Raw genomic sequence first — 25431 nt, 5'->3', positions numbered from 1 at the left:
CGACTTCCACGTTTCGGTTCCCGAAACAGGCGAACGCGACTATGGTCCGCTCGCTTTTCGCCGTGGAAACTCCGCCAGACCCAGAACAGCCGCTCGAGCTCTCGGTCGTCATCCCTTGCCTGAACGAGGAGAAGACGATCACGTTCTGCATCGAGAAGGCGCTGCGGGCGATGAAGGAGCACGACATCCGCGGCGAGGTGCTCGTCAGCGACAACGGCAGCACCGACGGCAGCATCGCGATCTCGCGGGCGGCGGGCGCGCGCGTGGTCGCGTGCCCCACGCCCGGGTACGGGGCCGCCGTGAAGTACGGGTTCGAGAACGCCTGGGGCGCGTACGTGCTCATGGGCGACGCCGACGACTCCTACGACTTCTCCGAGCTGCCGCGGTTCATCGACAAGGCCCGCGAGGGCCACGACTACGTCATGGGCACCCGCCTCCGCGGCACCATCATGCCGGGCGCCATGCCCTTCCTGAACCGGCACCTCGGCACGCCGGTGCTCACGCGCATTCTGAACTGGCTGTTCGACACGCGCATCACCGACTGCAACTCCGGCATGCGGTGCATGAAGCGCGAGATGGTGCTCGGCCTCGGGCTCATCTCTCCGGGCATGGAGTTCGCTTCGGAGCTCATCGTGAAGGCCGCGAAGGCCGGCGTGAACATCGTGGAGGTGCCCATCACCCTCCACAAGGACAAGCGCGACAGGCCCCCGCACCTGCGCCCCTGGCGCGACGGCTGGCGCCACCTGCGCCTTCTTCTTTGGTACGCCCCCAACAAGACCATGACCCAGCCGGGCCTCGTGCTCCTCGGCGTGGGCCTCGCGCTGGTGGTGAGTCAGCTGTTCGGTCCGTTCACCCTTGGCGGCGTGCGGTTCGATTTTCACTTCATGATCCTGGGGCTCACGCTGAGCCAGCTCGGCCTCTCGGCCACGTCCATGGGCGTGGCGATTTACGCGGTCATGCCGGAGCCGAAGCGCCACTCGCCCCTCGTCGACTGGCTCACGTTCGACAAGGGCGTGGTGCTCGGCGCGGCGCTGTTCCTCGCGGGCCTCGCCTGCGATGGCTACGTCCTCGGCCACTGGCTGGCGACCCACCGCGGCGAGATCACGCCAGGCCTCACCCGGCTCACGCTCGCGGGCATCTTGCTCATGGCGATGGGCTTTCAGTGCATTCTGGCGGGGCTCCTCATGGGGAGCGCGCTGACGGCCCAGGCTGGCCACAAGGCGCGTGCCGCGCGCGGTGATGACTGATCCCCTCCGCCCGCCGATGGCGCTCTTGTGGCCCATCTCGGCGTGCATCCTCTACGTCGCGGTCGCGATTGTGTCGCGCCTCCGCCTCCCGAGCCGCGGAGAGCGCATCGTGGCGGTCGCGCTCGTCGCGAACGTCGTCGCCGTAGCCCCGATCTTCCTGCTCGGGGCCGCCAACGCCCTCACTCGCACCTCGCTGGGCGTGGCGATCATCGTGATCACGGCCGCGACGACCCTCGCGGCCAACGGCCTCCGCAAGGAGGGCGTCGCGCTCGCGAAGGAGCTCGTGGCGGTGCCTGTCGCCGTGTTCCGCGAGGCGCTGAAGCAGAACGCGCCGGTCGCGCTCGTCGCGCTCGCGACCGCCGGGTACGGGCTCTTCTCGATGTACGCGGCGTACTGGGCCCCTACGTGGCGCAGCTTCGACTCGATTTGGTACCACGAGCCCATCGTGGGCTTCACGATCCAGAACCGCGGCTTCGCCTGGGTGTCGGTCCCGGTCGAGCTCGAGGTCGTGAACGCGAACCCCCGCGCCAGCGAAATGCTGCAGGTGCTCTTCGCGCTCTACGGCGGGCGCCGGGTCGTCGAGCTGCCCGCGAGCTTGGCGTTCCTCGGCGCGGGGCCCGCGCTCTACGCGCTGCTCGGGCGCGTAAGCTCACGCGTCGATCAGCGCGTCGGCTTCGCGACGGCGATCCTGCTCGTCCCCGCGTTCTTCATCCAGCTCGGCACCACCTACATCGACACACACGTCTTCGCGCTCCTCGTGGCGGCGTGGGTCTTCGCCTCGACGCGCGAGCTCACGCGCGCGCACCTCTGGCTCGTCGCCGTCGCCATGTGCCTCGCGATGGGCGCCAAGGCCACGATGTACCTGCCCGGTGGCCTCACCATGGCGGGGGTCGCCGCCCGCTACGCGTACGAGCGGCCCTCGCGAGCGCGGGGCGCCGCGGAGAGCGCGCTCGCCCTCACCGGCTCGCTCGCCCTCGCCGCCCACACCCTCACACGGAACTGGATCCACTACCGAAATCCGGTGTTCCCGATCCCCCTCTCCGTGCCGTCGTTGGGTATCGATTGGGCCGGGCTCGGCAAGCCCTTCGAAGACGAGGCCGTACTCGAACCCTTCGCGGACGTGTGGAAGAACGCGCTGGCGCAGCCGCTCGGCGACGGCCGATACAACTATCCGTTCTTCGTCTTGCCCCACACGGCGAGGGAGGCGGCGTCCGCCTACAACTACGGCTACGCGGTCGCGTACGTGCTCGTGCCCTTCGGCTGCGTCGCGCTGCTCTTCCTCGGTATGCGTCTCGCGCTGTCCCCGGCGCTCGGCCTCCCCGCCCACCGCCTCCGCGGCTCGGTCCTCCTCCTCTTCGCGGGCGTCGTGGCGGGCGCGCATTGGCATACGCTCCACTACCTCCACCTCGCGCGCTACCACGGCGTCCTCCTCGTGCTGCTGGCGGCGGCGATCGGCGCGGCGACGGAGGCGCTGGGCGCCACTCGCTGGGGCGCGGCGCTGTCGGGGGGCGCCTGCCTCCTCGCCGTGGTCACGCTGCACCTCGAGAAGCCTCGCTGCTACCTCCTCCCCACGGACGTGCAGGACATGGCCGAGGTGCCCTACCCCGACCGCGAGGTGGCGCCGGAGCACGGCGCTCCCACCACGCTCACGGGCGGGCGCATTCGCGCGCTCGACTTCGGCCCTGGCTCGATCGTCGCCTACACCGACGGCCTCCAGGCGATAGCGCCGCTGTGGAACGACTCGTATTCGAACGAGGTGGTCTACGTGCGGGAGGCGCGCGCCATGCTTCCCGCGCTCGAGGCGAGCGGCGCCGGCCACTTCGTGTGCGGGAGCAACTGCTGGGACCACCAAGACGTGCGCCGCGCGTGGCGAATGGTGGGCCCTTTCTTCTCGTTCAGCACGACCACCTCACTGTACGCCCGGCCCGCCCCTTCGGCAGATTCGGGCGGCGGACTTCGCGTGGGGCGTCGCCTCGGGTACGGTGGCCCCCCATGACCCGCGAGACCGCAGCGGCCCAGGCGACGGACGCCACGAGCGAGCGACCGGCGCCGCAGGGGCCCGCCTCGTTCCTCGTGTCCGCGGCGGTGCTCGCGGTCGCCCTCTTCGCGGGTGAACAAGCCTATCGGCGCTCGCCGCTCCCCGCAGCGATCGTCCCCACCGACACCTACCAGACCAAGGTCGCCGACTACGCCCGAGGCGGCGGCGCCGACGTCGTGGTCGTCGGCAGCTCGCGGGTGTACCACGGGGCCAACACCCCGCTGCTGAGTCGGCTCGCCACGCAGGCGGTCGGCCACCCGGTGTCGGTCTACAACTTCGGTGTGCCTGCGGGCGATCTGCCGGGCTACCTGCTCACCGTCGAGGACGTGCTCCGGCCCGGCCTGAAGCGCCCCGCCCTGTTCGTGTTCGGCATGAGCCCCATCGAGTGGACGTGCTGCCCCACGACCAGCGTGCCCTCCTCGGCCAAGTGGATCTCCGCCGTGCGCCCGCGCCACGCTCTGGGCCTTTTTTTCGCGGCGAGCGACGCGGAGGAGGCCTTCACCGACCTCACCGTGGGCATGTTTCAGAGCTACGGCGCGCGCACCCACGTGCTCAACCAGGTGCTCCGCGGAGTGGCGCCGCAGGGCTACGCCGACCCCGGTCGTCAGGGCTGGGTGAGCTTCGGCGGGTCGGTCGACCCGTACACCCAGAACGTCCGCGCCACCGGGCGCGCCGAGGCCTATCGCCCGAACTTCTACGCGCCCAAACACTTCGACCGCGGCGGGTCGATGCGTTACTTCTCGCGCGCGCTCGCCCGCCTCGAGGGCGCGGGCGTGAAGGTGGCGATCGTGGGCACTCCGCAGGCGAGGCAGCTCGACCGCAACAACGACGCCGCGGGGTATTACCCCGAGTACGTCGCGACCCTCGAGGCCGAGGCCCGCGCGCACGGCACCGAGCTCGTGAACTTCAACGATTTTCCCGGCCTGGTGAACTCCGACTTCGGCGACGGCGATCACCTGCTCGAGGGAGGCTCGGTGAAGTTCTCGCGCGCCCTCTCGGAGCGCGTGATCGTCCCCTCACTCCGCGGCGAGCGCCCCCTCCCGCTCCCCGCGAAGTAGCCCTCAGGGGACCCTCACGCCTTCGCGCGCGGCTCGGCCACCACGTACTCGTCGAGGAGGTTCGACGCGAAGTCGGCGAGCAGGCCGTCGGTGACGCGCAGTCTCCGAGACATCTCGCGCGCGATGTTCAGCACGATGAGCGTGTAGGCCTTCAGGTCGTAGCGGTAGAGGGCGTCCATGTCCTCCGACGAGACCCGGAGGAGGCGAGCCTGGCCGAGCGAGCGCACGCTGGCCGAGCGCGGCTGGAGGTCGATGATCGACATCTCGCCGAACGCGTCGTTCGGCCCGAAGATCGCCACGCGGGTGTCGCGGCCGCGGCGGCTCTTCTTCATGACCTCCATCTCGCCCTCGAGGACCACGTAGAGCTCCCTGCCGTGTTCGCCCTCGCGGAAGATGACGTCGCCCGGGTGGACCCGCAGCGTCTTCAGCGTGCCGCACAGGTGCTCGAGCACGTCGTCGGGGAGCGCGCCGAAGAGGCCTATCTCGCGAAGCTGGGCGGGGGTGACGGGAGCGTCGACGCGTGGCGCGACGAGCATGCGTGAAGACGAGCGGTCGGTCACGGGCTTCCTTTCGACATCAGGCGCTCGGGCCGAGCACCTTGGTGAACACGAGGCGCTTCCGGTCGCGACCCGCGTAATCGTCAATCGCCTCGGTCTCCCAGCCGACGGCCTCGTGGAACCGAATCGAGCCCTCGTTTCCGAGGGTGGTGATGGCCTTCATGCGCTCGCACTCGGCCCGCCGGCAGCGCTCGGTGAACTCGGCGTACAGCACGCGCCCGACCCCACGGCGGCGGTAGTCGGGGTGAATGCCCACGAGGTGGACATAGCCGGTGCGCACGGGTCGATGCGCGATGAAGCCGAGCAAGAAGCCAATCATCTTGTTGTCTTCCTCCACGATGAGGGCGTGGTCGCCGAGCTCGTAGAAGAAGATGGGGTGGGCGAACGTCCCGATGGGCCCCCCCCACCAGCGATCGATCACCTCGACGATCTCGTCGAAGTACGCCTTGGTGATCTCGCGCGTCTGCATCACGCACAGGTTCGACCCATTCACTGCGCGACGCAAGGCCGAGCGACCCACGCAGAAACTGCGCCTCGCGCGTGCGCGCGCCACGCCGCGCTTGACGCAGCGGTCGCGGGCTGCGAACCACGGGACATGAGCCGTGCGCGCGTGCGAGTCGCCCCGTCGATCCTCTCTGCCGACTTCGCCCGCCTGGGCGAGGAGGTCCGGGCGCTCGAGGCGGCCGGCGCCGACTGGATCCACGTGGACGTGATGGACGGGCGCTTCGTCCCCAACATCACGCTCGGCCCACCCGTCGTGGCGGCGCTCCGCAAGGTGACGAGGCTGCCGCTCGACTGCCACCTCATGATCGTGGAGCCCGAACGCTACGTGGAGGCCTTCGCCGAGGCAGGAGCCGACACGATCTCGGTGCACGCTGAGGCGAGCACCCACCTCCATCGCACTCTGTCGCACATACGCTCCCTGGGGAAGCGCGCGGGCGTCGTGCTGAACCCCAGCACCGACGAGCACGCGCTACGCTACGTCCTCGAGGTGACCGATCTCGTGCTGGTGATGACCGTGAACCCGGGCTTCGGCGGGCAGAGCTTCATCGAGCCGGCGCTGCCAAAGATCGAGCGCGTGCGCCGGCTCATCGACGCGCAGGGCCTCGCGATCGACCTCGAGGTCGACGGCGGGGTGCACCGCGGCAACGCCCAGCGAGTGGTCGACGCGGGCGCGGACGTGCTCGTGGCGGGCAACGCCGTCTTCTCCGCGCCGAGCTACGCCGAGGCGATCGCCGCGCTCCGGAGCCCGGCATGAGCCGCGCCGCGGGTAGGGCTCGGTGGTGGGCCTGCCTCGCGGCCGCCTCGTGGGCGGGCCTCGCGGGGTGCGATGGGCCGCGGGTCCCCGCGCTGACCCCCCGCGCCACGCCGCCGGCTGCGGTGCCGAGCGCCGATCCCGCGGTCCCGCCGGCCGGCGCCGCGCGCGCGGGCACACCGGGCCCCTCCCCACAGGAGAAGCGGATCGCGGCCATTTTGCGACGCGCCAGCGAGGCGCGCGGGCTCGCGGCGCTTCGCCCGGTGCCAGGCGTGGTGCTCGAGCGCACCGAGCTCGTCGCCGCCGTGCGCCGGAAGGCGAACGACGAATATCCGCCCGCGGCGCTCGAGCGCGACGCGCGCGTCGTGGAGCTCATGGGCTTCGCGCCGACGCCCTTCGACTACCTGAAGGAGCTGTCGGCCCTGCTCGAGGCGCAGCTCGACGGCTTCTACGAGCCGAAGACGGGCACGATGTACGTGGCCGCCGACCTCACGGGCGACACGGCGCAGCTCGCGCTCTCCCACGAGCTCGTCCACGCCCTCCAAGACCAGCACTTCGACCTCAAGAAGCGCTCCGGCTACCACCCCGGGATGAGCGATCAGGTCATGGCCGGGAGCCTCCTGGCCGAGGGCGACGCCACGAGCGCGATGCTCGACGTGATGATGCGCCCGCAGGGTCAGACCGCGCTCGACCTGCCCGAGGCCATGTTCACGAACATGCTCATGAACGCCATGAACGTCGGCGAGGCCGCGAACGCGCCGCGTTTTCTGCGCAGCACCCTCGTTTTTCCCTATGTCGAGGGCACGTTGTTCGTGCACGCGCTCCGTCGCGAGGGTGGGTTCGCGCGGGTCGACGAGGCCTGGAGGAGCCTGCCCACGTCGACCGAACAGGTGCTCCACCCGGCGAAGTGGGCGTCCCACGAGCCGGCGTTGGTCGTGCCCGCGCCCACCGCCACGGCGCTCGGCCCCGGGTTCGCCCGCGTCGACGAGGACACGACCGGCGAGGGCGGGCTGCTCATCGCGTTCGAGGAGTGGGCGCGCCCGGCCGACGCGCGCGCCGCGGCCGCGGGCTGGGGTGGCGATCGCACCGGCGTGTTCTCGCGGGGCGCCGAGTGGGCGAACGCCGAGCTCGTCGTGTACGACAAAGACGGCCCCGCGGGCGACGGCTTCGCGAAGCGGGCCTTCGAGAAAATGAAGCCTGGAATCGCGGGGATCGCCGGCCCGGGCGGCTCGGCCGGACGGATCGGCGCGAACGACGCGAGCTTCGTGTGCGTCGAGCGGCCGGCGCTCGGGCCCCTCGCGCTCGCGCGACGCGGGCGCGCCCTCGCGCTCCTCGCGGGGCCGGCAGAGCGCAGCGTCTCGGCCGTGTGGACGCCGAAGGCCACGTGCGCCTCGACCCGAAAGTGGGCCGACGAGGTGCTGGCGCAGGGCGCGACGGTCAGGTGAGGCTCACGTGAGCTCGGCCGCGGCCCGGCGCAAGAGCTCGAGGCCACAGCGCGCCGCGTACGCCTGGACGTGCTCGCGATCGTGCGCGAAGGACCGGTGCTCGACCCGGGTCTCGCGCGCCGTCGACACCGCGAGGTAGACCGTGCCCACGGGCTTCTCGACCGAGCCGCCCCCCGGCCCGGCGACGCCCGTGATCGCGAGGCCGACGTCGGCGCCCGCCCGGAGGCGCACGCCCTCGGCCATCTCGCGCGCGACCTCCGGGCTGACGGCGCCGTGCGCGGCCAGCGTGTCAGGCGAGACGCCCGCGAACGTGGTCTTCGCGGAGTTGGCGTACGTCACGGCGCCCGCGAGAAAATACGCGCTCGCGCCCGCCCCCCGCGTGAGGAGGTGCGCCACGAGCCCACCGGTGCAGCTCTCGGCGAGCGCCATCGTCAGGTGCCGGTCGACGAACGCCCGCGCGACCACCTCGGCGAACGCGCCGCGCCCCTCGCCCCACACGGCCTCACCGAGCCGCTCGCGGACCTCGGCCGCCGCGGCCTCGGCGAGCGCCCGCGCCTCGACGGCGGCGTCGGCGCGCGCGTGGACCTTCACCTCCACCTCGGGGAAGTGCGCCCGGTACCCGAGGGTGACGCCGGGGTAGCCCGCCTCGATCCCCGCGAGCCGCTCGCCGATGACGCTCTCCGCCATGCCGAACGTCCGCAGGCTGATCTGGTGGGTGTCCGCCGGGGCGAGGGCGCGGACGCGGGGGATCACCTCGACCTCGAACATGCGCTCCATCTCGCTCGGCACCCCGGGCATGAAGAAGAAGCGGCACCCGTCGAGCACGATCCCGAAGCCCGCGGCGCTGCCCACGGGGTTCGCCAGCACCTCGGCCCCTTCCGGAAAATCTGCTTGTTTTTCGTTCGTTTGGCTCATTGTGCGACCGAGCCTCGTGAAGCGCGCGCGCATGTGCGCGAGGGACGCCTCGTCGCGCACGAGCCCAACCCCGAGGGCTGTCGCCGCGCACTCGGTGGTGAGGTCGTCCGTGGTCGGGCCGAGCCCCCCCGTCACGACGACGAGCTCGAACCCGGCCGCCATGCGCTTCAGCGCGCCGACCACGCGCGTCCGGTCGTCGGGGATCACGAGGTGCTCGCCCACCTCGAAGCCGAGCTCGGTCAGCCGCTCGGAGAGCCAGGCGGCGTTGCCGTTCACGAGCTCGCCGCGGGTGAGCTCGGTGCCGATGGTCAAGACTGCGCACGTCATAGGGGGCCCTCTCGGTGAGCCCGGAGGTTTGTGCCCGGCGGGGCGCCACGGCAAGCCCTACCTGATGTCGCGGACGTCGCGGATGTCGCAGCCGTCGACCGCACCGGTCATCGCCCGCGTGCGGCGTCGTAGGCACAGCGAACCCCCGCGTCGTCGCGGGCGTCGGGGCCGACGTCGCGCGAGGCCCACGTACGCAGCTCGGTGGCGAGCGACGTGGCGAACGAGCCGCCGCGGAGGCGCGGCTGGCCGCTCGGAGTCTCGACCCACTCGGCCACGTTCCCCGCCAGGTCGTGCACGCCGAGGTCGCTGTCCCCGTCGACGTGCGCGCCCACGGTGTCGGGGCCCTCGCCGCCCGTGGCGCACGGGCCCCGCGCGGTGCCCCACGCGCCCCGCCGGCACACCGCGCCGGTGTCGCCCCACGGGTACCTACGCGGCCGGGCGCCGCCGGCCGCCACGAGCCACTCGTCGTCGGTGGGGAGACGCCCGCCCTTCGCCGCGCAGTGCGCCCGCGCGGTGGCGAGATCGAGCCCGCCCATCGCCCGCCCAGGATCGCCGGCCCTGTAGAGCGCAGGGCGCGGCATGAGGCAGGTCGGGCAGGTGAGCTCGTCCACCTGCGCTTCGAAGGCGTCGATCCAAAAAGGTGCGGTATGCACGCGCCTCGGGGCGACCCGGCCCTCGGCCTCCCAGTCGGAGGGGCCCACGAGCACGTCGGTCTCGGGGATGGCCACGCGGCGAGGCGCCCCCACGCAGCCCCTCGGGCCGCGCGTGAGCGGCGTGGGGCACGGCAGCCCGGACGGCGCGTCGCCGCCACCGCACGCGCCGGTCGGCGCCACGCAGCAGCGCGCGGCGCGTGGGAAGAAGCCACCGCCGCACGAGGCGCCGGGAGCCGGGGAGTGCCCCACCGCGACCACTACGGCGAGCCCGATGCCCACGAGCGACACGACGCCCACGGCGACGAGGCGCGCGCGCTGCGAGGGCGCGGTCACGCCTGGTCGCGCACGCCGACGCGCAGCTCTCCGATGCCGTCGATGGCCACCACGAGCTCGTCGCCCGCGGCCAGCGGCCCTACCCCCTCGGGCGTGCCCGTCACCAGCAGATCGCCGGGCTCGAGGGTCATGACGTGGCTCATGGCGCTGAGCAGCGTGGCCACCGAGAACACCATCTGCGACGTGCGCCCCGACTGGCGGAGCGCGCCGGAGACGAGGCAGCGCACGGCGAGGTCGGACGGATCGAGCTCGGTCTCGAGCCACGGCCCGGTAGGGCAGAACGTGTCGAAGCCCTTCGCCCGGGTGAACTGCACGTCCTTCCGCTGGAGGTCGCGGGCGGTCACGTCGCACACGCACGTGTACCCGAACACGTACCCCAGCGCTTCCTCGGGTGACACGCGCCGCGCGCGCCGCCCGACGACCACCCCGAGCTCGGCCTCGTGCTCCACCCGCTCGCTCGCGCGCGGCCGCACGATCTGCTCGCCCGGCCCGATGATGGCGCTCGGGGGCTTGAGGAAGAGCAGCGGCTCCTTCGGCACCTCGTTGCCCAGCTCCTTCGCGTGCGCCGCGTAGTTTCGGCCCACGCACACGACCTTGGAGGGTCGGACCGGCGCCCGAAGCTCGGTCGGGAGCCAGCGCACGCGCCGCTCGCCGAGGAGGCCTCCCTCGAACGGCGACCCGTCGAAAGCCGTCGCCCAGGCGTCGTCGTCGAGCCGATAGAACGAGGGGCCACTTCCTTGATCGAGCACCGCGACGCGCATCGCCACGGTGTACCAAATCGCGCGCCCGAGGACACGCGCGGCTGGTCCCAAGGCGCCTCGCGCCCTACGTGAGGGCCGCCGCGGTCGACGAGGGTTGCCTTCCCCGCGTCGTCCGTGCGCAAAGTGGCGCGCGATGGGGCGGGGCGGGGTGGCCCGCTCGCCTCGCTGCCCGCCTGCCAGGAGCCTCCCGTGCCGACCTTGAGCCTCGCGTTCTCGCCCGACAGCGACGACATCTTCATGTTCCTGCCGCTGCTCCGCGGCGACGTCGACACGGAGGGGGTGACCTTCCGGCACACGCGAGCCGACACGGAAACCCTCAATGATCTCGCTGCAAAGGGCGAGGTCGACGTGCTCGCGCTCAGCGTCGCCACCTACGCCCGCCTCTCGGGCACCTACGCCCTCATGCGGAGCGGCGCGTCCGTCGGTCGGGGCTACGGCCCGGTGCTCGTGTCGCGGGAGGGCGGGGCGCTCGAGGCGTACCGCGGCAAGCGCATCGGCATCCCCGGCCACGGCACCACCGCGGCCATGGTGCTGCGGCTGCTCCTGCCCGAGTTCGAGCCGGTCGTCGTCCCCATCGCCCCGTACGCTCGCTCGTTCGAGGCCCTCCGCGCGGGCGAGGTCGACGCGGCGGTGCTCATCCACGAGGGTCGCCTGCTCTACGAAGCGGAGGGCTTCCCCCTCGTGCGCGACCTCGGCGAGGGGTTCGCCGCGCTCACGGGCCTGCCGCTCGCCCTTGGCGGAAACGCGGTGCGCCGCGGCCTCGGGCCCGAGACGATGAAGCGCGTCGCGAGGCTCTGCAAACGGTCCATCGCGTGGGCGCTCGAGCACCGCGAGGCGATGATGGACGCCCTGCTCGCCGACGAGTCGCGAGGCGATCTCGCGCTCGACCGCGGCCTCCTCGACCGCTACCTCACGATGTACGCCAACGCCGACACGCTCGAGGCGCCAGACGACGTGCGCCTCGGGATCGTGGAGCTCTTCAAGCGCGCCCACGCGGCGGGGCTGCTCGCCTCGGTCCCCGAGGTCACGTTCGCCGAGGATGGCGGTCAGGGCTGAACGTGCGTCACGCTGGCGCCGTGTGCAGCCAGATCTTGCGCCCCTGCCCGCGGGCCGTACACTGCCTTCGGGGGCTGCCCGTGTGTCTGGCTTGTCGAGCAGGAGTTCCATGATCCGTCGCTTTCGCTTCGCCTCCGCGCTGTCCGCGTCGTTCGTCGTGGGCACCTTGGCGGCGCTGCCTGCCTGCTCGTCGCACCCCGCCGAGGGGTCGCCCGAGCTCGGTACGAGCACGCACGGCATCCAGGGCGGCACCCTCGACTCCAGCAACGAGTACACGTTCAACGTGGGCCTGTGCCTGGGCGGCCGCGGAAACTGCCGCTCCGTGTGCTCCGGCACCCTCATCACGCCGAACCTCGTGCTGACGGCGCGCCATTGCGTCGACGACTCCCCCGACAAGGTCGACTGCTCCAGCGGCGAGGTCTTTGGCGGTCAGGTCATCGCGACCAACCAGATGTTCGTGACCACCCACAACCAGATGACCGGCCAGAGCACCCAGGGCTGGCACTCGGTCAAGCAGGTCCTTCGGCCGCCGGTGAACCTCCCCTGTGGCGCCGACATCGCGCTGCTCGTGCTGAACGATCGCGCCACCGAGGCCAAAATCGCGATCCCCGCGGTGCAGTCGGCCGTGTGGGATCGGGCCCGCTACGGCTCCGTCATGCAGGCCATCGGCTACGGCAGAACGTCGTTCGCCAACAACGACGCGGGCACCCGCCGCTACCGGCCGAACGTGCCCATCCTTTGCATTCCGGGCTCGCCGAACAACAACTACCGGGAGGCCTGCCCGACGGGGATCTCGGAGAACGAGTTCGTGGGCGGCGATGGCGTGTGCCCCGGCGACTCGGGGTCGGGCGCGATGGACCAGGCGTCGCTCGCGACAGCAACCCCGATCGCCCTCGGCGTCGTCGTGCGCACGGGTCAGGACGGCAGCGACTGCCAGGACAGCTTGCTCACCCGCACCGACGTCTGGCGCGATTTCATCATCGCGGGCGCGCGCACGGCGTCGGCCAACTGGTCGCTCTACCCCGAGCCCAGCTGGACCACCTTCGTCGCGCCGCCCCCTCTGCCGCCGCGCCCGAGCGGCCCCACGACTCCCAAGCCGCTCGGCGAGGCCTGCAAGCTCCTCGTCGACTGCGAGTCTCGGCTCTGCAAGAACCGCCCGGACGACGGCTCTCTCGTCTGCTCGCAGGCGTGCAGCCCCTCGAAGGAGTGCCCCGCCGGCTACGAGTGCGTGGACAAGCTCTGCTTCACGCCCACCCCGCCAGAGCCCCAGCCCACGCCCGCGCCGGCCGCGCCCGCCCCCGCGCAGCCTCCGGCCGCGGAGGCTCCCGCCACGGTCACCACGACCACCTCGGGCTGCTCGGCCGCGCCCGACCCCACGAAGCCCGTCCCTTGGCGCGCCGTCGCGGGCCTCGCCGCCGCGCTGGGCCTCACCCTGCTCCGCCGTCGGCGCCGCCCCTGAGCGTGACGCGCGGCCTCTCCCGACGCGGCGCGCTCGTCGGCGCGCTCGCGCTGGGGGTGGGCTGCGCTCGCTCTACGCAAGCGACCCGTGGCTCGGACGCGGGCGCCGCGCCCCGCGTCGTCTCGCTCGGACCCGCCACCACGGAGGCGCTCTTCGCGATCGGCGCGGGGTCCCGGGTGGTCGGGCGCTCGCGGTTCTGCGACAAGCCCCCCGAGGCGCGGGCGCTCCCGTCGATCGGCGGCCTCACCGACCCGAACCTGGAGGCCATCCTCGCCTTGCGGCCGACCCTCGTGGTGGGCGTGCGAGGGCCCGCGGGCGCCGCGCTCGTCGCCGCGCTCGAGGCGCGTGGCGTGCAGACGTACGTGCCCGAGGCCGAGTCGAAGAGCCAAATTGTCGAGCTCATTCATGAACTTGGGGCTCGCACGGGGTGCACACAGGGGGCCACGACCGTGGTCGCAGCGCTAGAGCGGACGCTGGCCGAGGTGCGCGCGTCGGTGGCGGGGCGCGCCCACCCGAGGGTGCTGCTCTTGTTCGGGCGCACGCCGCTCGTGGCCGCGGGCTCGCGCAGCTTCCCCGACGAGATGCTGGCGCTCGCCGGCCTCGACAACGCGTGCTCCTCGCGCGAGCGCTACCCCACGATCGAGCTCGAGCGGGTGCTCGCGATGGATCCTGACGTGGTCCTCGACGCGTCGATGGAGGGCGACGACGCCAGCTACTTCTCGGGCGCGGGCTGGCGGCGCGCGCGCGCCGTGCGCGAGCGGCGCGTCCTGCGCGTGACGGACGTGGACGTGCTCCGGCCGGGTCCGTCCCTGGCGAACGGGGTTGCGACGCTCGCACGAATGGTGCACGGAACGACCGCGGGCGCAGGCAACGCGGGGAAGGGGCCAACGTAGCCGTGGCGATCAAGGTTCGCATCGACCAGCGGATGGTGCAGCTCGGCCTCGCCGACTCGCGCACCCGCGCGCAGGCCCTCTTGCTCGCGGGCGTGGTCGAGGTGCGCGGCCAACGCGTCGACAAGGCGGGCACCCTCGTCCCCGCCGACGCGGAGGTGCGGGTCCGCGGGGCCGATCACCCGTTCGTCTCGCGCGGCGGGGTGAAGCTCGAGGGCGCGCTCGCGACGCTCGGGGTCGACGTGACGGGCCTCCGCTGCCTCGACCTCGGCGCGTCCACGGGAGGCTTCACCGACTGCCTCCTCCAGCGCGGCGCCGCGCGCGTGGTCGCGGTCGACGTGGGGTACGGCCAGCTCGCCCAGAAGCTGCGCGACGATCCGCGCGTGGACGTGCACGAGCGCACGAACGCACGCTCGCTCACGGCCGCCCTCGTGGGGGGCGAGGTCGACCTCACCGTGGTCGACGCGTCCTTCATCGGCCTCGGCAAGCTGATGCCCGCCATCGCGCTCTGCACCCGCGCGGGGGGTCAGCTCGTGGCGCTCGTGAAGCCACAGTTCGAGGTGGGCCGCGCGGAGGCCTCGCGGGGTCGCGGGGTCGTGCGCGATCCCAGCGCGCGGAGCCGCGCCATCGCCGGCGCCTCGGACGACGTGAGCGCCGCGGGGTTCGAGCTGCTCGGCACGTGCGACTGCGCCATTCGTGGCCCGAAGGGCAACCTCGAGGCGTTCGTCCATGCGCGCCGGACTGGGGCCGTCATGGGCGGCGGGTGAACCGGGGCTGAGCGCGACCAGTTACTTCTCGCCAACAACGCGAACGCGAACGCGCAGCGGGCGCGCAGCGGCGCCCCTTGCGGGTGGCTCGGCCACGCGCGAGGCACCGGCGGCGAGCTCACAGTCGTCACCCCGTCGACGCGAGCGCGCCCTCTGCCGCGCGCAGGGAGCGCGAGCTTCCGCTAGATCGTTTCCGCCCATCGCGCGTAGCCGCTCCATGCGCCACCGTGCCCCTCGGGCCCTCCTCACGGCCGCCACGCTCGGACTGAGCCTCGCCCTCGGCGCCCACGCAGCAGCCTGCGCGCCAAGCCCCGATCCGGTGGTGTCTGGTCGACCCCCTCCGGACAGCTCGCCGCTTCAGCGCGCCGAGTCCCTCGACCGCCGCGCGAGCGCACTGGAGCTCGAAGCCACGCACCTCACGCTCGAGGCCACGGCGCTGTCGCGGCGCGCCTCCTCGCTCCGCGTGCAGGCTTCGTCGTGGGGCGAAGAGCGCGCCCGGCTGCTGGCCCTCGCCACGAGCATCGAGAGTGACTCGGCCTCGCTGCGCGCCGCCGCGACCGCCGCCCGCGGGCCGCGACGCCGGCCCGCGCGCGCGGCGCCGCCCGTCGATTACGGCCGCGCGAGCGAGGCGAAGAGGAGCGCTGCTCGGCGCGGGGGCGCGCCGGCCTCCAACCGCGGTGAGAGGGAGAGGGGGCGGCCGCGACCGCTTGCGTCGATTACGGACCGCGTATGCCGCCGTCTCGCGAAAGGGCTCGGGAAATCCGGGTGCCCCCAGCGGTAAGTGGGCGAAAGCGGCGGGCGGTCGGTAAGGTGGCCCCGGCGCGCCCCTCCGGGCCTGGGATGGGCATATTCGGCAGCGGCGGCGGCGCGCTCGCGGCCCGCGCCCGTGGCCAACCGCGCGATGACGAGGATGATTTGGCGCCGTGGCGAGTTCTCCGTCGACGGCGACGTGGTGGGCTCGCGCTGGGGCAACCACGGCGGCCCGATGATCACCACTCAGGTGTACACCGCACTCGATGCGGCCGCGCCGGCTCCCGGCGTGATTCGGTACACCCTCCCCGCCGGCGCGACCGGCGCCGCCACCGCGAGGAGCCTTGCGTTCAGCAAGGCCACGGGGCTCCCCAACACGTTTTTCTATGGCGCCGACGGCATGGTCGACCTGCCCTTCGGAAATCTCGCGATGCTCACGTACACGGGGAGCGGGGCGGGCTTCCCCGGCGAGGCGCTGCTCTACTCGAAGGACTACGACCGAGTCGTCGCCCGCGCGAGGAGCAACGGGGTCTATTCCACGGTGGGCACGGGGACCAAGACGTTCGTCTACGCGGCGCTCTCGCCGTTCGCCGCGGCCGCCAGCGCGAGCACCGACAACGGCCTCTATGCCTCGGAGCTCTGCGCTCAGGAGCTCGTCGCCACGGGAGCTTGCAAGGCGCCCGCGAAGCTCTTCGGATGGACCGGGAGCTCCGGGCCCGTCGCGGTGGACGGACTCGGCAACGCGTTCGTAGGCGCCTCTCTCTCCGGTGGAGACGCGATCTACGGGGCCGCGGCCTCCGAGGTGGCCCGCGTGGGCGCGGCGACTCGCGTGGAGCTCGCCACCGTGACGAGCCTCGGGACCTCCTCGCTGGCCGCGATCGCGCCCGAGGGCACCGCCCCCGGGTTCGTGGTGGCGAAGACCTACGACGGCGCGACGCCCTCACCGGCGTACGCGCAGGCGTACACCGCGGCCGGGGAGCTGAAGAAGCAGGGCGCGCTCCTTCCCGAGGCCGTCAAGGCGGGGCCCGCCGCCGAAGGCTTCTCGGTCTTCGCGAACCCTGCCGGCGATCTCTGGATTGCCGTCGACCTGAAGTCCGGATCGCCGAAGCACGCCTTCGTTCAGCTGCGAAGGAGACCGTGAAGTGTGCGGCGACCCCGCGTCTCCGCGATGACCCGGGCCCCGGCCGGCTCTTCCCCGAGAGCGGGGCGCAGCCCTGCGTTCACCCGTGGCGCCGCGCCGACGGAGCTCTCCTCACCGCGGACTGGCCAGTGGGCGTGCGTCGAAAGAGGGTGCGACTGCTCGGCGTATTCGTCGTTGGCGGAACCCTCACGGGCGCCGCCCTCGCCCACATCCCAGCACCCCACAGGATGCCGGTTGAACAACTCCCGCACGCGCGCCGCCGCGTCGGCGCGGGCTTCGTTGCGATCCTCCGTCGAGGTCGGGGCCCAGAAAAACGGCGTCGGTAGCGGTCTCCAGGCGCTTGGGTTACACAAGCGCGATGGGCTCGGGGACCGCGGCGCGAAGACTCGGCGACGTGATTGGCAAGTACACGCTCGTGGGCGTGCTTGGCGAAGGCGGGATGGCCACGGTCTTCGCCGCCGTTCACCGCAACGGCAACCATGTCGCGCTGAAGCTCCTCCATCCGCAGCTCGCTGTTCACGGTGACGTGCGCGCGCGCTTCATCGAAGAGGCGTACACGGCCAACAAGATCGCGCATCCTGGCGTCGTTCGCGTCCTCGACGACGACGTGACGGCCCAGGGCGAGGCCTACATGGTCATGGACCTCCTCGTGGGCGAGACACTCGACGCCTGGCAGCGGCGCGTCGGGCCGCGGTTACCCGCCGAGGAGGTCTTCGTCGCGGTGAGCGACGTGCTCGATGTGCTCGCGGCGGCCCACGACGCGGGCATCGTTCACCGCGATCTCAAGCCCGAGAATCTCTTTCGAACAACCGAGGGGCGCATCAAGGTGCTCGACTTCGGTATCGCGCGAACCGCCGATTCGAATAGGCCCGGGAGGACCGGCGTGGGCAGTCTCCTCGGGACGCCAGGGTACATGCCTCCTGAGCAAGCGCAGGGGCGCACCGAGCGTATCGACGGGCGAAGCGACATCTGGGCAGTGGGAGCGACCGCGTTCTGTCTGCTCACGGGGCGCTGCGTCCACGAGGCCGAGACCGCCGCGCTGATGCGGATCTCGTCCGCGATGGAGCCCGCCCCACCCGTATCCTCGTTCGCGGGCGGGTTGTCGTCGGAGCTCGCCGCCGTGGTCGACACCGCCCTACGGTTCGCTCGAGAAGAACGATGGCAGAGCGCACGCGACATGCACCGCGCCCTCGACGAGGCGTTCACACGAACCTATGGTCGCGGGTTGGCTCGCCCGTCGTCTCCCCCGGCGTCTGCGTTGGGCGCCCCCCCTCGGGCAGGCGCGAGCGTGCGCCCCGAGGGGGTTCACGCGAACCCGCGCTCGGCGCACGCCACCACGCTGCACGCGATCGGCCCCACGCTCGCGGCCCCCTCGACGGCCCCCGACGGCCCGGGTCCTCCGGTCGGAGCCCCTCGCGCCATCCTGGTCGTGGACGACGACGCGCCGGTGGGCGAGATCCTCGGGGCCCAGCTTCGACAAGCCGGATACGACTGCCAGGTGGTGACGTCGGGCGCGCAGGCGCTCGAGGCGCTCGAGCGTCGCCCATTCGCCATGGTGCTCTCGGATCTCCAGATGCCCCGAATGGACGGTCGGGCGCTCTTGGCCGAGATCGGAGCGCGCTGGCCACACGTGCCCGTCGCCCTCGTCAGCGCGTACGGCACAGTCTCGGTCGCGGTGGAGGCGATGAAGGCAGGCGCCGTAGATTTCGTGCAGAAGCCCTTCGATCGCGCCGAGCTGCTCTACGTCGTCGGGAAGGTGTTGGAGACGCGGTCGGCCGCCTCGACGTTGTCGAAGCCTGCCTCGCGCGCGGGAGCCGATGGGCTCGACTCGGAGGGTCTGCGAGAGCTGCGGACGCTCATCGCGCGCGTGGCGCCCGGGAGCGGGGCTGTGCTGGTCCGCGGAGAGCCGGGGACGGAGAAGGCGCTCGTGGCGCGCGCCATTCACGACACGAGCCCCCGCGCGGCGAAGTCCTTCGTTACCGTGCGGTGCGCGGCCTTCTCCGACGAGCTCCTCGAGCGCGAGCTGTTCGGCTACGAGAAAGGCGCCTTCGTAGGCGCGGCGCAGTCGAAGCCGGGCCGCGCGGAGCTCGCGGAGGGAGGGACCCTATTTCTTGATGAGATCGGGAGTATTCCGCTACCAATCCAGGTGCGGCTCGTCCATCTGTTGGCGGAGCGCGAGATCGAGCGAGTCGGCGCGACTCGATCGATGGCAGTCGACGTGCGCATCGTCGCGGCCACACACGCCGATCTCGGCGCCCTCGTCGCGGCAGGCGCGTTCCGAGAGGACCTCTATTATCGACTGAACGTCGTGCCGATCGAGATCCCTCCACTCCGCGCGCGTCCTCGGGACATCGACGCCATCGCGAGCCGACTGGCCACCGAGCACGCAGCCTCGGGCGGGCAACCCGTGACGTTCTCATCCGAGGCGCTCGCCTGCCTCCGCGCGCAGCCGTGGGCGAACAACGTGCCCGAGCTCCACGCCTTCGTCGAGCGCCTGCTGATTCTTCATGAAGGAGCCACGCTGGAAGCTGACGAAGTCGAGAGCGCGCTCAGCCGGTAGCGACGCGGAGTCGCTGCCCCCTGCACTTTGCAGCTTTCCCGGGGGCTCGTCGGGTCGACCCGCGACCGGCGCTGCTGGCGGCGCTCGCCCCGTCACTCGTTCTCACGCTGGGTGCCTCGGCTTCGAGGAGCGGAGCGCTAGCGCTTTCCCGCGCTCGGCTTGGGAGGCGCGACCGCGCCGGCAGAGGTGAACGGCTTGGGCGCGGGGGGCGCCGGCGTGTCGACGGCTGGCTCGGGCGGCGGGATGTCCTGGGGCGGGGTGACCAACCCTGGTGCGCGCGGAGGCGCGGCCGGCTTGGGCGCGGGCGCCTCCGAGCGTGGCCACGCCAGGAAGGCCACGAGCGCCAGGGCCACGAGCGCGAGCGCCACGAACAACCCAACGGGTTGCCGCGCCGGCACCTGGAGCTCGTCGCCGGGGTCTGCGGTCTCCCGGTCGACGGTCTCGAGCTCCTCGGAGGGGGCCGCCGGGGGCTCTGCGACTCGCGCGGAGGGCTCGGGGTCGCGCGGGGAAGACGGGGCCATGGACACCGCCTCGAACCACGGCCCGGGCGGAGGTGCCTCGCTCGGGTTCGCCGGTGCGCTCATCGAGGAGGGGCGAGGCGGCGGGTGGGAAGGCGGCGGCCACTCGCCGAGCGTGGACGTCACGGGGTTGCTGCTGGGGCGCACCGACTCCGGGGCGGGTTCCGCGTCGGAAGCGGGCTCGGCGAGCGTGGGGAGCGCGAGCTCCACGGACGTGACGGCGTCCACGGCGGGCGCGCGAGCCGTGCGGCGCAGCGAGGTCGGCCCCAGCGGACTCACCGAGCTCGCCCCCGCGTACCCGGGCACCTCGCGGAGCGCCTCCTGCATCGCCGCCGCGTCCTCGAAGCGATCGTTCTTGTCGAAGGCGAGCGCACGATCCACGAGCGCGATGAGCTCGTCGGGGAGCTCAGGCGCCGCCTCGCGCAGCGAGCGCGCCGGCCGGGTCGCCGTGTAGATGATCATCTGCTGCGGTGTCTCGGCGACGTGGACGTAGTCGCCCGTGAGCAGCGTGAACATCACCGCGCCGAGCGCCCACAGGTCGGTGCGCCCATCGATCTCGCGGGTGAGCCCCTGCGCTTGCTCGGGCGGCAGGTACCCCGGCGTGCCCATCAACACCCCGGAGCGCGTGGCCGAGAGACCCGCCGTGCGGGCGCGTGCGATCCCAAAATCGAGGACGCGGACGGTGCCTGCCGTCATGACGAACAGGTTCTCGGGCTTGATGTCGCGGTGGACGATTCCCTTTTCGTGCGCGGCCCCGAGCACCTCGAGGATCTCGTGGGCGAAATACGTGACCTCCGCGACGCTCAGCGTGCCGCCGAGGCGGCGGCGGCGCGCCTCGATCGTCTCGCCCTCGAGCAGGTCCATCACCAGGTAGACCGAGCCGTCCTCGGCCACGTCGTCGTCGAGCACGCGGACCGTGCCCGCGTGGTCGACCGAGTTCGCGACGTAGCCCTCCTTCAGGAACCGCGCCGAGACCTCCTGGTGCCGGGAAAAGACCGGGTGGAGCATCTTGATGGCGACGCGGTTGCCGTTCTTGCGGTGGCGGCCTCGGTAGACCACCGCCATGCCGCCAAGCCCGATCAGCCCCTCGAGCTCGTACTTGTTGGACAAGTGCTGCCCGATTCGGCTTTTGGCGAACTCGAGCTCGTCGTCCACGCGCCCAGCCTATCATGGGTGCGCTGGCACCCAAGGATCATGCGCGGTCGTCCCCGGGCTCGTCTGCCCCGTCGCCCGCCGGCCGCGTCGGGTCGGGGCTGTCGCCCGGCGGGCCGTCGCTCGAGGGCGTCGCTTGGGCACTCACCTCGGGGCTGGCGGCCACCGCCGGTCCCTCCGTGGCCTGAGGCTGCGCCCCCGCTTGCGCCCAGGCGTGGGCCGCCGCCGGGTCCCAGTAGCCCTGCGGAGAGACCGGCCCCTGCTGCGGGAGGGCCTGGGGGCGGACCGGCTTGGGCCGCGGCGGGCTCTTCTTCCATCCTCCACCGGTCGTGAACGCGCCCCAGCCCCACTTGAGCCAGCGGATGACCGCGAGCGCGGTCCACAGCGCCCAGCCGAGCATCAGCCCGCGGTACCCGAGGATGGGGAGCGACACCAACCACGGCCCAGGCAGCGCGGCGTCGGTGCGGTCCTGAAACCACCGGAGCTCCGAGAGCGACGAGCCGTTACCGCGCACCTGCATCTCGGGATCGCCGAGCAGGCCATTGTAGATCGACGCGAAGAGCACGGCGATGGCGGCGAACGTGAGGACCGCGAGCCCGATCTGGCGAAGGTTGAACGTCGCCGGGGAGAGCCCCGCGCCGTCCGACTTCTCGCGGTACCCGAGCGCGAGCAGCCACGCCACGAAGAGCCCTCCGAGGACGATGTGCACCTGCGAGAGGCCGATCGCGAGCAGCAGCCAGTGACCGGTCTTGAGTGGCGTCTTCGCGTTGCGGCCGAGGAGCACGGCCACCACGAGGAGGACGGCGAGCAAGCTCCAGAAGAGCACCGCCGGGCCCAGGCGGGGGCCGCCGACGAAGAGCAGCCAGCGCCCGCCCGGCACGTGGACGACCACGTTGGCGTTCACCGTGGCCGCGCCCGCGTCGAGCGGGCTCACGGCGAAAAACGGTGAAAGTCCGCGATCTTCGCGGAACCCGAGCGTTACCGTCTGCGCGCCTGGCACCACCGGAAAAGTCACCGCCCGCGAGTCTTGACGAATGGGCTGCGTGGCGCCGTTGATGGAGAGCGACTCGAGCACGGCGCCCTCGGGCAAGGTCACCGTGTGCTGGGCGCCGCGGCTCGACCTGAGCTGAAGGGTGAGGGTCGTGTCGGTCGAGCGGATCCCGGGCCGTACGTCGAGGGTGCTCTCGTCGACCGTGAGCGTCTGGCCGGGCACGCCGTCCGGGCGCCCGAGCGTGACGCTCGCCTCCTCGCCGGGCCAAGGCCGCCACTCGGGGAAGCGCACGCCGGCGACGGGCTGGGTGTGCACGAAGGGGATGCCCCCGTAGGTGGCGTGCCAGATCGGCCCCACGTCGAGCCGCCACACCTCGATCCACGCGGTCGACTTCGGCGCCGCGAGCTTCACGGGAGAGCGCTGCTCGAGCACGGAGTTCCACGTGACCTCGGTGACGCGCGGGCCCATGTTCACGAGGGCCTTGCCGCCGACCACGCGCACGTCGGCGGTGGTCACGTTCTCTCCGGCGAGCAGCGGCACCTCGAGCACCACCGCGCTCCCCGCGGGAGAGAGCCGCACCACGCGCGTGTCGACCTGCCAGTTGAGCCCGACGCGGAGCGTGCGCTCGACGCGGACGAACGGGGGCAGCGCGCCGGGCTGGAGCGACGCGCCGCCGTCGGTGGCGACGCGTTTGCGTGTAAACTGCAAATTGTCGTCGGCGAGCCCGTCCTCGTGGATGCCCTCGACGGTCCAGCCCTCGGCGATCGCCGAGACGTGGTGGGGCTTCTGCGGGAGCGCGAGCTGGAGCGACTCTCGCTCGGGCATGGGGCCCTCGACGACGACCTGGTGCCTGCCGGGCGCGAGCAGCGTGTAGAGCTGTCCCCCGTCGCCGCGGAGCAGCGCCTTCGCGGGCTGCCCGTCGACGAGCACCTCTCGCGGAACGAACTGCCCGATCGACCCCGGGAGCGCGAAAGGTGCGCTCGCCGCGCTGTCGACCTCGAGCCGCGCGCGCAGGCTGTCGCCGCGCGCCTCGAGGAGCATGCGCCCGCTCGTGGTGCACGCCGGCGTGCACTCGGGCTTCCGCAGGAGCTTCGTCCGCAGCTCGTCGAGCATCGACGAGTCCGGCACCTCCGCGCGTGCGCCGCCGGCCGTGAGCAGCAGGGCGAACAGCGTCGCGGCCGAGGCCGCCGCGGGTCCCCAGCCCTTCGGGAAGAAGCGCTGCGTGTACGGGAAGAGCCGCAGAAACACGACGAGGAGCAGGAGGGCGCGGAGGAGCGCGAGCGCGAAGTTCTCGCCAGGCGAGGCGAGGTAGAGGTGCAGCCGCTGCGCCGCGGTGACCGGCCCGCTCCAGCTGAGCTCGAGGGAGGTCCACTGCCAGCGCGGCAGACCTGGGCCGGTCTGCACGATCGCCGCCGGATCGTACGTCATCGCGTTCGACTGGAACGTGGTGGACTTCCTCGACGAGCCCCAGGCCTGCACCGGCGCGGTCGTCGCGGGCGCGGACCGGGCCTCAGCCTTCTTGCCGTCCTGCTGTGGCTCGATGTCCGCCGGCGGGGCCGCCGCCCGCGCGACGCCCGCCGCCCCTGCCCCTTCGCGCGGGCCTTGCTCCGCGGGCTTCTCGGACTCCGCCAGCGCGATGTCACTGCTGCGCGGCGCCTCGGCCTTCGCCAGGAGCGAGATGGCGTCCGTCGCCTCCCCCGCGTGCGTGGGCTCCGCCAGCGCGGGCCTCGCGCCCTCGCGGACGTGCTGCACGAGGAACGGCACCGTGACGAGCGCGACGACGACGAGCGCGAGCCCTCGCGCCCACGAAAACACGGTCTTCGCCTTCCCGACGGGGAGCGCACGAAAGAGCGCCTCGCACGCGAGCACGGGCACCCACGACCACTTCGGGGCGCCGCCCTCGGGGAACGAAAGACCGAACAAGATCAAAGCGATGACACCCCAGCGTGGCCCGTAGAGGCGCCCCACGGCGACGGTGAGGACGAGCGCCAGAAAGAGCTCGAGGAGCGACCAGTGGCGGACCCAGGTGCCGGGCACGTCGTCGACCCCGGCGGCGTGCAGCAGGCGATAGCCGGGCGGCAGGTGGAGCGTCGCGTGCACCTTGTGGAAGTCGTGGGCCCAGCTCACCGCGGGCACGTCGACCGGGCTCCCCACGATGCGGCTGTCCGCGGCGACCGAGAGCTGCCCCTGGCGGATCTCGACGCCCGAGCCGAGCCCCGCGAGCTTCGTGATGAACTGGTCCTTTCCGTTGATGGCGACGCGGCCGAGCGTCGTCGAGTCGGCCATCGTGAGCCGCGAGTCGCGCGAGAGCGTGCCCTGGAGCGAGTCGCTCACGGTGAAGCCCTTGCCGTCGAAGTCGAGCCAGAGCCTCCGCGTGAGCGAGAGCTGGTTCTGCGGAGGATCCGCGTCGCCGCGGCGTCGCTCCTCGAGCGTGAGCGTGTCGCCGAGCTTCATGGGGTACGCGGGCAGGCGCTTCCACTCGTCGGGCAGCGTCGTCTGAGACGGATCGATCGAAGGTACACCCTCGACGGTCACGACCCGGAGGTCGGCGCGCGCGTCGAACACCCACACCTCGTCGCCCTCGCGCCACGGGCCCTCGGGCTTCGGGCGCGCGAGCTTCGAGACGGGACCCTCGCCGCGGGCGACGAGCTCGAGCGTGAACACGCCCGGGCGGAGCTGGACGCGGATGTGCCCGTCGGGCTCGAGGCGCGCGGGGATGGGCGACTCGAGGGACAGCGGGACGAAGCCGGGAGGCAGGGCGCGGCCGAGGAGCGCCTCGCGGTTCTTTCCCGAGGCGTGCAGCTCGATGCGCGTCGTGAGGAGCAGCGGAATGTCGTCGCTGACCTTGCGGTGGACGACGAACTCGAGCGCGTCGCCCTCCTCGTTCTTGGCGGTCTTCTGAAGCCACACCACGCCCTCGGCGTCGCGGTTGGGAGAGGGCACGGCGGTCCCGCGGAGCGTGAGCGAGAGGAGGCCGGTCTCGGGAGGAATGCGGAGCGACTCCGGCAGGCCTTCCCACACGAAGCTGCCCGTAACCACATGATCGCCGCGCTCGAGCCTCACGCTCGGCGCGCCCCCGCGGAGCACGACCGCGCCGCCGGCAGCGCCGCTCTTCACGTCGAGCGGCCATCGCTTCGCGTCGCCGGGCAGCGGCACCCACTGGGGCGCCTCGAGGTGCCAGCGCTGCGTGAACCTTCCGCCCTTCTCGTCGAGCACGAGGTCGGCGCGGGCGGGCCACGCGCAGCGAGGCCGCTCCTGCGGGGGTGTGCCCGCCGGCCGCAGGTTCCCGAGCCCGCCCACGCTGTCGGGCAGCACGGGGCAGGTGGCCTCGTCCCGGCCGTCGAGCACCCACGGCACCCACGGGCGGAGCTCGGGCGGCAGCGCCTTGGGGTCGGCCGGCTGCGCGCGGACTCCTCGCGGGTACCCCACGAGGAGGGCGACGGCCACCAGGCACACCAACAGGACCAACGCCGGGAGGCGCGCGAGACGAGACATCGAGGAAGGCTCGGTCACCGCCCGAGGCGTGTCAATCGACGCGGTCGCGGCGCCTCGACGCCA

Annotated in this window: 18 protein-coding genes; 11 read left to right on the top strand and 7 right to left on the bottom strand. The window is 72.3% G+C overall.

What is annotated here, in order from left to right; all coding sequences use genetic code 11:
- Positions 1–62: 62 nt before the first annotated feature.
- Genes IPQ09_16530 through IPQ09_16520 form a run of 3 tightly spaced genes read left to right on the top strand, consistent with a single transcriptional unit; the run spans position 63 to position 4343 of the window.
- A complete protein-coding gene (locus tag IPQ09_16530; protein MBL0195799.1) occupies positions 63–1247 on the top strand; it encodes a glycosyltransferase family 2 protein in 1185 nt (394 codons plus the stop codon).
- Positions 1237–3243: a hypothetical protein gene (locus IPQ09_16525; GenBank protein ID MBL0195798.1), complete on the top strand. Its 2007-nt coding sequence runs from the start codon at positions 1237–1239 to the stop codon at positions 3241–3243. Before IPQ09_16530 ends, IPQ09_16525 begins: the two co-directional genes overlap by 11 nt.
- Complete coding sequence (locus IPQ09_16520) at positions 3240–4343, top strand: hypothetical protein (protein ID MBL0195797.1); 1104 nt, start codon at positions 3240–3242, stop codon at positions 4341–4343. Before IPQ09_16525 ends, IPQ09_16520 begins: the two co-directional genes overlap by 4 nt.
- 14 nt (positions 4344–4357) lie before the next feature.
- Here the strand turns inward: IPQ09_16520 and IPQ09_16515 are convergent, their stop codons facing one another.
- Together IPQ09_16515 and IPQ09_16510 are read right to left on the bottom strand one after the other, a co-directional pair.
- Positions 4358–4879 (bottom strand): cyclic nucleotide-binding domain-containing protein, encoded by a 522-nt coding sequence (locus IPQ09_16515; GenBank protein MBL0195796.1) that lies wholly within the window; start codon positions 4877–4879, stop codon positions 4358–4360.
- A gap of 40 nt (positions 4880–4919) precedes the next feature.
- The gene (locus tag IPQ09_16510) at positions 4920–5369 is read right to left on the bottom strand and encodes a GNAT family N-acetyltransferase (GenBank protein MBL0195795.1); all 450 of its coding nucleotides are present in this window, start codon (positions 5367–5369) and stop codon (positions 4920–4922) included.
- 126 nt (positions 5370–5495) lie between these two features.
- Between IPQ09_16510 and IPQ09_16505 the strand changes: the two genes are divergently transcribed.
- The gene (locus tag IPQ09_16505; protein ID MBL0195794.1) at positions 5496–6158 is read left to right on the top strand and encodes a ribulose-phosphate 3-epimerase; all 663 of its coding nucleotides are present in this window, start codon (positions 5496–5498) and stop codon (positions 6156–6158) included.
- Positions 6155–7600, top strand: a complete 1446-nt coding sequence (locus IPQ09_16500; protein ID MBL0195793.1) for a hypothetical protein — start codon at positions 6155–6157, stop codon at positions 7598–7600. The genes IPQ09_16505 and IPQ09_16500 overlap by 4 nt, the downstream gene beginning before the upstream one ends.
- Before the next feature lie 3 nt (positions 7601–7603).
- Here IPQ09_16500 and IPQ09_16495 read toward each other — a convergent pair whose 3' ends face one another.
- From IPQ09_16495 to IPQ09_16485, 3 genes are all read right to left on the bottom strand, one after another.
- Positions 7604–8842 carry a competence/damage-inducible protein A gene (locus tag IPQ09_16495; protein ID MBL0195792.1) on the bottom strand — a complete coding sequence of 413 codons (1239 nt, stop codon included), beginning with the start codon at positions 8840–8842 and terminating at the stop codon, positions 7604–7606.
- Positions 8843–8949: 107 nt separating this feature from the next.
- On the bottom strand, positions 8950–9828 hold the full coding sequence (locus IPQ09_16490) for an SUMF1/EgtB/PvdO family nonheme iron enzyme (protein MBL0195791.1): 879 nt from the start codon (positions 9826–9828) through the stop codon (positions 8950–8952).
- On the bottom strand, positions 9825–10589 hold the full coding sequence (locus tag IPQ09_16485; protein ID MBL0195790.1) for a fumarylacetoacetate hydrolase family protein: 765 nt from the start codon (positions 10587–10589) through the stop codon (positions 9825–9827). Before IPQ09_16485 ends, IPQ09_16490 begins: the two co-directional genes overlap by 4 nt.
- A 189-nt stretch (positions 10590–10778) precedes the next feature.
- Here IPQ09_16485 and IPQ09_16480 point away from each other — a divergent pair, with 189 nt between their 5' ends.
- From IPQ09_16480 to IPQ09_16455, 6 genes are all read left to right on the top strand, one after another.
- Positions 10779–11645 carry an ABC transporter substrate-binding protein gene (locus IPQ09_16480; protein ID MBL0195789.1) on the top strand — a complete coding sequence of 289 codons (867 nt, stop codon included), beginning with the start codon at positions 10779–10781 and terminating at the stop codon, positions 11643–11645.
- A 109-nt stretch (positions 11646–11754) separates the two neighbouring features.
- On the top strand, positions 11755–13104 hold the full coding sequence (locus IPQ09_16475; GenBank protein MBL0195788.1) for a trypsin-like serine protease: 1350 nt from the start codon (positions 11755–11757) through the stop codon (positions 13102–13104).
- Positions 13105–13106: 2 nt separating this feature from the next.
- On the top strand, positions 13107–13997 hold the full coding sequence (locus tag IPQ09_16470; GenBank protein ID MBL0195787.1) for an ABC transporter substrate-binding protein: 891 nt from the start codon (positions 13107–13109) through the stop codon (positions 13995–13997).
- Between the two features lie 2 nt (positions 13998–13999).
- Positions 14000–14761: a TlyA family RNA methyltransferase gene (locus IPQ09_16465; GenBank protein ID MBL0195786.1), complete on the top strand. Its 762-nt coding sequence runs from the start codon at positions 14000–14002 to the stop codon at positions 14759–14761.
- A gap of 910 nt (positions 14762–15671) precedes the next feature.
- Entirely contained in the window at positions 15672–16652 is a 981-nt protein-coding gene (locus IPQ09_16460) for a hypothetical protein (GenBank protein MBL0195785.1), read from the top strand.
- A gap of 358 nt (positions 16653–17010) precedes the next feature.
- Positions 17011–19212 carry a sigma 54-interacting transcriptional regulator gene (locus IPQ09_16455; protein MBL0195784.1) on the top strand — a complete coding sequence of 734 codons (2202 nt, stop codon included), beginning with the start codon at positions 17011–17013 and terminating at the stop codon, positions 19210–19212.
- A 137-nt stretch (positions 19213–19349) separates the two neighbouring features.
- On the opposite strand, the gene IPQ09_16450 is transcribed toward IPQ09_16455, so the two are convergent.
- On the bottom strand, positions 19350–20885 hold the full coding sequence (locus tag IPQ09_16450) for a protein kinase (protein MBL0195783.1): 1536 nt from the start codon (positions 20883–20885) through the stop codon (positions 19350–19352).
- 37 nt (positions 20886–20922) lie between these two features.
- Positions 20923–25368 (bottom strand): hypothetical protein, encoded by a 4446-nt coding sequence (locus tag IPQ09_16445; protein ID MBL0195782.1) that lies wholly within the window; start codon positions 25366–25368, stop codon positions 20923–20925.
- Between the last annotated feature and the right edge of the window lie 63 nt (positions 25369–25431).

It is taken from the genome of Myxococcales bacterium (genome assembly GCA_016720545.1).
Classification (GTDB): Bacteria; Myxococcota_A; Polyangia; order Polyangiales; family Polyangiaceae; genus JAAFHV01.
Note: the sequence above shows the minus strand (reverse complement) of the source record. Positions and strands in the feature narration are given on the sequence as shown.

Bases quoted from the DNA above. Each gene is read 5' to 3' on its own strand.
- IPQ09_16495 (MBL0195792.1), bottom strand. From the start codon at position 8,842: ATGACGTGCGCAGTCTTGACCATCGGCACCGAGCTCACCCGCGGCGAG.
- IPQ09_16515 (MBL0195796.1), bottom strand. From the start codon at position 4,879: ATGCTCGTCGCGCCACGCGTCGACGCTCCCGTCACCCCCGCCCAGCTT.
- IPQ09_16445 (MBL0195782.1), bottom strand. From the start codon at position 25,368: ATGTCTCGTCTCGCGCGCCTCCCGGCGTTGGTCCTGTTGGTGTGCCTG.
- IPQ09_16505 (MBL0195794.1), top strand. From the start codon at position 5,496: ATGAGCCGTGCGCGCGTGCGAGTCGCCCCGTCGATCCTCTCTGCCGAC.
- IPQ09_16520 (MBL0195797.1), top strand. From the start codon at position 3,240: ATGACCCGCGAGACCGCAGCGGCCCAGGCGACGGACGCCACGAGCGAG.
- IPQ09_16475 (MBL0195788.1), top strand. From the start codon at position 11,755: ATGATCCGTCGCTTTCGCTTCGCCTCCGCGCTGTCCGCGTCGTTCGTC.
- IPQ09_16455 (MBL0195784.1), top strand. From the start codon at position 17,011: ATGGGCTCGGGGACCGCGGCGCGAAGACTCGGCGACGTGATTGGCAAG.
- IPQ09_16460 (MBL0195785.1), top strand. From the start codon at position 15,672: ATGATTTGGCGCCGTGGCGAGTTCTCCGTCGACGGCGACGTGGTGGGC.
- IPQ09_16485 (MBL0195790.1), bottom strand. From the start codon at position 10,589: ATGCGCGTCGCGGTGCTCGATCAAGGAAGTGGCCCCTCGTTCTATCGG.
- IPQ09_16500 (MBL0195793.1), top strand. From the start codon at position 6,155: ATGAGCCGCGCCGCGGGTAGGGCTCGGTGGTGGGCCTGCCTCGCGGCC.
- IPQ09_16510 (MBL0195795.1), bottom strand. From the start codon at position 5,369: ATGCAGACGCGCGAGATCACCAAGGCGTACTTCGACGAGATCGTCGAG.